At 68.3% G+C, this 7,822-nt stretch carries 8 protein-coding genes; 6 read left to right on the top strand and 2 right to left on the bottom strand.

The window, feature by feature from the left end; translation table 11 throughout:
- The 3 genes from ACWGIU_RS22775 to ACWGIU_RS22785 all read left to right on the top strand — a co-directional run.
- On the top strand, nt 1–1,346 hold a 1,346-nt coding region (locus ACWGIU_RS22775), incomplete at its 5' end, for a M16 family metallopeptidase (RefSeq protein ID WP_453708519.1).
- A 26-nt stretch (nt 1,347–1,372) separates the two neighbouring features.
- On the top strand, nt 1,373–2,125 hold the full coding sequence (gene dapB, locus ACWGIU_RS22780; protein WP_453708521.1) for a 4-hydroxy-tetrahydrodipicolinate reductase: 753 nt from the start codon (nt 1,373–1,375) through the stop codon (nt 2,123–2,125).
- A 7-nt stretch (nt 2,126–2,132) separates the two neighbouring features.
- Complete coding sequence (locus tag ACWGIU_RS22785) at nt 2,133–2,576, top strand: hypothetical protein (protein ID WP_453708523.1); 444 nt, start codon at nt 2,133–2,135, stop codon at nt 2,574–2,576.
- Nucleotides 2,577–2,653: 77 nt separating this feature from the next.
- Here the strand turns inward: ACWGIU_RS22785 and ACWGIU_RS22790 are convergent, their stop codons facing one another.
- Nucleotides 2,654–3,220 (bottom strand): hypothetical protein, encoded by a 567-nt coding sequence (locus ACWGIU_RS22790; RefSeq protein WP_453708525.1) that lies wholly within the window; start codon nt 3,218–3,220, stop codon nt 2,654–2,656.
- A 48-nt stretch (nt 3,221–3,268) separates the two neighbouring features.
- Complete coding sequence (locus tag ACWGIU_RS22795) at nt 3,269–3,508, bottom strand: hypothetical protein (protein WP_030718745.1); 240 nt, start codon at nt 3,506–3,508, stop codon at nt 3,269–3,271.
- 233 nt (nt 3,509–3,741) lie between these two features.
- On the opposite strand from ACWGIU_RS22795, the gene thyX reads away from it, so the two are divergent.
- The 3 genes from thyX to ACWGIU_RS22810 all read left to right on the top strand — a co-directional run bounded on the left by thyX (nt 3,742) and on the right by ACWGIU_RS22810 (nt 7,392).
- Nucleotides 3,742–4,482: an FAD-dependent thymidylate synthase gene (gene thyX / locus ACWGIU_RS22800; protein ID WP_453708527.1), complete on the top strand. Its 741-nt coding sequence runs from the start codon at nt 3,742–3,744 to the stop codon at nt 4,480–4,482.
- 200 nt (nt 4,483–4,682) lie between these two features.
- Nucleotides 4,683–5,582 carry a 4-hydroxy-tetrahydrodipicolinate synthase gene (gene dapA / locus ACWGIU_RS22805; protein ID WP_453708529.1) on the top strand — a complete coding sequence of 300 codons (900 nt, stop codon included), beginning with the start codon at nt 4,683–4,685 and terminating at the stop codon, nt 5,580–5,582.
- A gap of 124 nt (nt 5,583–5,706) precedes the next feature.
- Complete coding sequence (locus ACWGIU_RS22810; RefSeq protein WP_453708530.1) at nt 5,707–7,392, top strand: ribonuclease J; 1,686 nt, start codon at nt 5,707–5,709, stop codon at nt 7,390–7,392.
- Nucleotides 7,393–7,822: the final 430 nt, after the last annotated feature.

Below are 7,822 nucleotides of genomic sequence, written 5' to 3' on the forward strand. Positions count from 1 at the left end.
CCTCTTCGGAGGGGCGGGCCGTCGCCCGTACCCAAACCCTCCTCAAGGGCAGCAACGGCATCGGCACCGTCCGGCGCACGGTCCTGCCCGGCGGACTGCGCATCGTCACCGAGACGCTGCCCTCCGTCCGCTCCGCCACCTTCGGCATCTGGGCGCACGTCGGCTCGCGTGACGAGACGCCGACGCTGAACGGTGCCACGCACTACCTGGAGCACCTCCTCTTCAAGGGCACCCACAAGCGCAGTGCCCTCGACATCTCCTCCGCGATCGACGCGGTCGGCGGCGAGATGAACGCCTTCACGGCGAAGGAGTACACCTGCTACTACGCCCGGGTGCTCGACACCGACCTGCCGCTGGCCATAGACGTGGTCTGCGACATGCTCACCGGCTCGCTGATCCGCGAGGAGGACGTCGACGCCGAGCGCGGGGTGATCCTCGAAGAGATCGCGATGACCGAGGACGACCCGGGCGACGTGGTGCACGACCTGTTCGCGCAGACCATGTACGGGGACACACCCCTGGGGCGCCCGGTCCTCGGCACCGTCGACACGATCAACGCGCTCGGCGCCGACCGGATCCGCCGCTTCTACAAGAAGCATTACGACCCGACACACCTGGTCGTGGCCGCGGCCGGCAACGTCGACCACAACAAGGTCGTACGCCAGGTCCGCGCCGCCTTCGAGAAGGCCGGCGCGCTGACCCGCACCGACGCCGAGCCGATCGGCCCGCGCACCGGCGCCAAGCGCATCCGCACCGCCGGCCGCGTCGACCTGGTGAACCGCAAGACCGAGCAGGCCCACGTGGTCCTCGGCATGCCCGGCCTCGCCCGCACCGACGAGCGCCGCTGGGCGCTGGGCGTGCTGAACACCGCCCTCGGCGGCGGCATGTCCTCGCGCCTCTTCCAGGAGGTACGGGAGAAGCGCGGCCTCGCCTACAGCGTGTACTCGTACACCTCGGGCTTCGCCGACACGGGCCTCTTCGGCGTGTACGCGGGCTGCCGCCCCAACCAGGTGCACGACGTGCTCCGGATCTGCCGCGACGAGCTCGACAAGGTCGCGACCGAGGGACTGGACGACGACGAGATCAAGCGGGCCATCGGCCAGCTCTCCGGGTCCACCGTCCTCGGCCTGGAGGACACCGGCGCGATCATGAACCGCATCGGCAAGAGCGAGCTGTGCTGGGGCGACCAGATGTCGGTCGACGACATGCTGGCCCGGATCGCCGCCGTGACCCCGGACGGCGTCCGCTCGGTCGCACAGGATGTACTGGCACAGCGGCCCTCGCTCGCGGTGATCGGACCGCTGAAGGAGAAGCAGGCCGCCCGTCTCGACGAAGCGGTCGCCTAGTTCCGTACGGCAAGTAAGGAAGCAATATGAGCAAGCTGCGCGTGGCGGTTCTCGGAGCCCAGGGCCGGATCGGCGCCGAGGCCGTCAAGGCGGTCGAGGCCGCTGAGGACATGGAACTGGTGGCGGCGCTCGGCCGCGGCGACAAGCTGGAGACGCTGGCCGACGCCGGCGCCCAGGTCGCGGTCGAGCTGACCACCCCGGCATCGGTGATGGGGAACCTGGACTTCCTCATCCGCCACAACATCCACGGAGTGGTCGGCACCACCGGCTGGACCGAGGACCGCCTCGCGCAGCTGGGCACCTGGCTGGACGGCGCACCGGAGACCGGTGTGCTCATCGCCCCGAACTTCTCCATCGGCGCCGTCCTCACCATGAAGTTCGCAGCCCAGGCCGCCCGCTACTTCGAGTCCGTCGAGGTCGTCGAGCTGCACCACCCCAACAAGGTCGACGCCCCCTCCGGCACGGCGACCCGTACGGCGCAGCTCATCGCGGCCGCCCGCGCCGAGGCCGGCCGCGGCGCCCCGCCCGACGCCACCGCCACCGCCCTCGACGGCGCGCGCGGTGCGGACGTCGACGGCGTTCCGGTGCATGCCATCCGCCTGCGCGGCCTGCTGGCCCACCAGGAGGTGCTCCTCGGCGGCGAGGGCGAGACCCTGACCATCCGTCACGATTCCCTGCACCACAGCAGCTTCATGCCGGGCATCCTGCTCGGTGTGCGCCGAGTGACGCAGACCCCGGGCCTCACCTTCGGCCTGGAACACTTCCTCGACCTGGGCTGATTCCACGATGCGCGCGAAGATCACGTACTTCATCACGGCCGCCGTCCTGGTGGTCTACTTCGTCCTGGTCGGCAGCCGGGGCCTGATGCTCATCGAGCACGGCACCTGGCTCACCGTCACCTTCGGCGTGTCCGTGCTGATCCTGCCGGTCATCGGTGTCTGGTTCCTCTGGCAGAACACCCGGTTCGTCACGCGGGCCAACCATCTCGCCACCGAGCTGGAGGCCGAGGGCGGACTGCCCGTCGACGAGCTGGAGCGGGACAAGTACGGGCGGATCCTGCGGGATTCCGCCGACGAGGTCTTCGCGCGCCGCAAGGCCGAGACCGAGGACGCGCCGGGGGACTGGCGCAGCTGGTTCCGCCTCGCCGTCGCCTACCACGACGCCCGGGACACCCCGCGGGCGCGCAAGGCGATGCAGCGGGCGATCGCCCTTCACGACAGGCCGTGCTGACGGGGTCGGCCGCGCAGGTCTGATCCCTGCACGGCTTCCCGTGGCGGTCGTGCTCGGCGGAACGCGCGCCCCGAAGGTCAGGCGGCCACCGGCCGGTACTCCTCGGCCCAGGCGCCCACCGTGTCGGCGGCCCGGTCGAAGGCCTCCGTCCGCGACAGGAAATCGGCGTTGTGGTCGGTCAGCAGCACCGGCGCCTCCGCGCCGTCCTGCGCGGACATCGTCAGCGCCTGCCCCTGTACGGTCCTCGGCAGCCCGAGCCAGCGCACCGGCTGCTGCACCGTACGGAGCTCGCCGATCTCGCTCCACGCGGTGGTGCGGGTCACGAAGAACCCCACCCGGCGCAGCCCCGCGGGGCTCACCCATACGCCGATGCGCAGGATCTGCACCGCCGACCCGACGACCGCGAGGGCGGCGATCAGGCAGACGACGGCTCCGCCCCAGCCGCCCGCGAAGGCGACGATCATCGTGGCCAGCAGCATGAAGGCCGACAGCAGGAGCAGCAGCGCGCCGATGCCCACGCGCCAGGGGCCTGGCCGGTAGGGCCGGCGCCAGCGGTCCTGGTCGGCATGGGCCAGGATCTCGTCGCCGTCGCCGTCGTCATCCACATCGGATACGCCGTCGGCCGTCAGGAAGGGCAGGGGCACGGCTGGACCTCACTCACATGCACGTTCGGTTGGGCTGTGCCCGTGAGGCTACCGCCCCTGGGACGCCTCCGACTGCTGCGACTTCTCCGGCGCCTTGCTCGGCTGCAGTGCGGGCATACCGAGGAGCAGTGAGCCGGCGAGCCCCGCAACCACGGTCAGTCCGACCAGAGTACGGGCGACCAACTGGGTCCTCCCCAGACGCTCGCGCGGCGGCGGGGTGACGTTGCTTCGGAAACGGTCGGCCTCGGAGACGAAGGCGAACGGGACGGGTTCGCGCCGGAGGAACATCAGAGTGAATCTCCTCAAGGTGGAGGGGTGTGCGTTCTCCTGGGTAGGACGTACGGGCCCGCCGATCGGTGCCCGGTTTCGGGACATCAGGGCGAATTCATGGCGGTGCGTCAGCTGTACGACATCCCCCGCGGGCCCGTGCGTACCCCGCGGACCGCGTGCGTCTGCGCAGGCTGCGCGAGGGGCGCCGTAGAGTGGGCGCGCCCCAGGACGCACGTTTGGAAGGACCCCCGGTGAGCGAAACCGCCGCTTCAGATCTGAAACCCAGCTTCCGCAGTGACGTGACGGTGGAGCTGGTGAAGCACTCCGCCGCCGACTCCGACGTGCTGTGGGCGGCTCGCGTCTCCACGGCCGGCGAGCAGTCGCTGGAGGAGTTGCAGAAGGACCCGGAGCGCTCCAAGGGTCTCATCAACTATCTGATGCGCGACCGCCACGGCAGCCCGTTCGAGCACAACTCGATGACCTTCTTCATCAGCGCCCCGATCTTCGTCTTCCGTGAGTTCATGCGCCACCGGGTGGGCTGGTCGTACAACGAGGAGTCGGGCCGCTACAGGGAGCTCGAACCGGTCTTCTACGTCCCGGACGCCGAGCGCAAGCTGATCCAGGAGGGCCGCCCGGGCAAGTACGTCTTCGTCGAGGGCACCCAGGCGCAGCAGGAACTCACCTCCCGCGTCATGGAGGACTCCTACGTCCAGGCCTACGAGGCATACCGCGAGATGCTCGCCGCGGGCGTGGCCCGGGAGGTCGCCCGTTCGGTCCTGCCGGTCGGTCTTTTCTCGTCGATGTACGCCACCTGCAACGCGCGCTCCCTGATGCACTTCCTCGGTCTGCGTACGCAGCACGAGCTCGCGGCGGTTCCGTCCTTCCCGCAGCGGGAGATCGAGATGGTCGGCGAGAAGATGGAGCAGCACTGGGCGAAGCTCATGCCGCTGACGTACGCGGCCTACAACGGCAACGGGCGCGTTGCCCCATAAGGGCCGGTACACCCGCGGCGTACAGATGTACGGCGTCAAGTCCTAAGTGTCCGTATTGCGACGTTTCGTAAAGTTCATCTAGGCTGATCAAACGGACCCGGCACTGCCTGAACCCCCGAGCAGGCAGTGCCGGCGTCCAACACCCCGTTGACGTCCCCCGAGGGGACACCGCGAGCATGGCAGCGAGTAGCGTGTTACCCATGGCTCCGATCTCGACTCCGCAGACCCCCTTCGGGCGGGTCCTCACCGCCATGATCACGCCGTTCGCGGCGGATGGCGTACTCGACCTCGACGGCGCGCAGCGGCTCGCCGTCCACTTGGTGGACGCAGGCAACGACGGCCTGATCATCAACGGCACCACCGGTGAGTCGCCGACCACCACCGACGCGGAGAAAAACGACCTCGTACGAGCCGTGCTCGAAGCCGTCGGAGACCGCGCCCACGTGGTCGCCGGCATCGGCACCAACGACACGCGCCACACGCTCGAGCTGGCCCGCCAGGCCGAGCGCACCGGCGCCCACGGCCTGCTCGCCGTCACCCCGTACTACAGCAAGCCGCCGCAGGAGGGCCTTTTCCGGCACTTCACGGCGATCGCCGACGCGACCGAGCTGCCGGTCATGCTCTACGACATCCCCGGCCGCAGTGGTGTCCCGATCGACACCGAAACCCTGGTCCGGCTGGCCGAGCACCCCCGTATCGTTGCCAACAAGGACGCCAAGGGCGACCTCGGCCGTGCAAGCTGGGCCATCGCGCGGAGCGGCCTGGCCTGGTATTCGGGCGACGACATGCTGAACCTGCCGCTCCTGTCGATCGGCGCGGCCGGATTCGTCTCCGTGGTCAGCCACGTGGTCACCCCCGACCTGCGCGCCATGCTGGAGGCCCACCTGGGCGGAGACGTCCAGAAGGCGACCGAGATCCACCAGAAGCTGCTCCCGATCTTCACCGGTATGTTCCGTACCCAGGGTGTGATGACCACCAAGGGCGCGCTGAACCTGCAGGGCCTGCCCGCGGGCCCGCTGCGGCTCCCGCTGATCGAGCTGACCGCCGAAGAGACGGCTCAGCTCAAGATCGATCTTGCCGCCGGCGGGGTAGAGCTCTGACAACTGACTTCACAACCGAATAAGCACGAACAAACAAATACCGAACAGACAACAGCAAGTGCACGAATGACATGCGCGCCACGTGCCTTCCGGGGTACGTGGCGTGTGTGGTGAGGAGACACTTTTGAGCCATCCGCATCCGGAACTCGGTCCGCCGCCGAAGCTGCCCAAGGGCGGCCTCAGGGTCACCCCCCTGGGTGGTCTCGGCGAGATCGGCCGCAACATGACCGTCTTCGAGTACGACGGCCGTCTGCTGATCGTCGACTGCGGCGTCCTCTTCCCCGAGGAGGAGCAGCCGGGCATCGACCTGATCCTGCCGGACTTCACGTCCATCAGGGACCGCCTCGACGACATCGACGGCATCGTCCTCACGCACGGCCACGAGGACCACATCGGCGCCGTCCCCTACCTCCTCCGGGAGAAGGCGGACATCCCGCTGATCGGCTCCAAGCTGACGCTGGCCCTCATCGAGGCGAAGCTCCAGGAGCACCGCATCCGCCCCTACACCCTTGAGGTGAAGGAAGGCGAGCGCGAGACCCTCGGCCCCTTCGACTGCGAGTTCATCGCGGTCAACCACTCCATCCCGGACGCCCTGGCCGTGGCCATCCGTACCGGCGCCGGCATGGTCGTGGCCACCGGCGACTTCAAGATGGACCAGCTCCCGCTCGACGGCCGCCTCACCGACCTGCACGCCTTCGCGCGTCTGAGTGAAGAGGGCATCGACCTCCTTCTCTCCGACTCCACGAACGCCGAGGTCCCGGGCTTCGTCCCGCCCGAGCGAGACATCTCCACCGCCATCCGCGGGGTCTTCGCGAGTGCTCAGAAGCGGATCATCGTGGCGTCGTTCGCCAGCCACGTGCACCGCATCCAGCAGATCCTCGACGCCGCTCACGAATTCGACCGCAGGGTCGCCTTCGTCGGCCGCTCGATGGTCCGCAACATGGGCATCGCCCGTGACCTGGGCTACTTGAAGGTTCCGGCCGGTCTCGTCGTCGACGTCAAGACCCTCGACGACCTGCCGGACGACGAGGTCGTGCTGGTCTGTACGGGTTCCCAGGGCGAGCCGATGGCGGCCCTGTCCCGCATGGCCAACCGCGACCACCAGATCCGGATCGTCCCCGGGGACACCGTGATCCTGGCGTCGTCCCTGATCCCGGGCAACGAGAACGCGGTCTACCGCGTGATCAACGGCCTGACCCGCTGGGGCGCCAACGTCGTGCACAAGGGCAACGCCAAGGTGCACGTCTCGGGCCACGCCTCGGCCGGCGAGCTGCTGTACTTCTACAACATCTGCAAGCCGCGGAACCTGATGCCGGTCCACGGTGAATGGCGCCATCTGCGCGCCAACGCCGAGCTCGGCGCCATGACGGGTGTCCCGAAGGACCGGATCGTCATCGCCGAGGACGGCGTGGTCGTCGACCTGATCGACGGCAAGGCCCGGATCTCCGGCAAGGTCCAGGCCGGCTATGTGTACGTGGACGGCCTCTCGGTCGGCGACGTCACGGAAGTTCACCTCAAGGACCGCAAGATCCTCGGCGACGAGGGCATCATCTCGGTCTACGTCGTGGTGGACAGCACCACGGGCAAGGTCGTCAGCGGTCCGAACATCCAGGCCCGCGGCTCCGGTATCGACGACTCGGCCTTCTCCTCTGTCATGCCGAAGATCGAGGAAGCCATCGCCCGCGCCGCGGCCGACGGCGTCGCCGAGCCGCACCAGATCCAGCAGCTCATCCGCCGCACGATGGGCAAGTGGGTCTCGGACGGCTACCGCCGCCGCCCGATGATCCTTCCGGTCGTCGTCGAGGTCTGACCCTCGCCGTAGCGACCGAACGGGAGCGGGGCAACCGGATTTGCATCCGGGGGCTCCGCTCCAGTACGTTTACGTCTCCACCTCGCACGGCACCCCGGCACACACGTGTGTCCGGACGAGCCATGCGGGCGGGTGGGAATCCAGACCCAGGGAGACCTGATAAAGTCTGATCCGCCCGAAAGGGAAAGGCCTCTCCAACGGCCATCAATTCAAATCCGACCGGAAACGGCACGGAAATGTTCTGGTAGGGTTGGAACCGCCGGAAAGGGAAACGCGAAAGCGAATACCTGGAAAGCGCCGGGGAAGTCGGACACGAAAGAGTCTGATAGAGTCGGAAACGCAAGAACAGAACGAAAGCCCGGAGGAAAGCCCCAGCCGATGTGCTGAGGGTGAGTACAAAGGAAGCGTCCGTTCCTTGAGAACTCAACAG

The sequence above is a fragment of the Streptomyces sp. NPDC054840 genome, assembly GCF_053611065.1.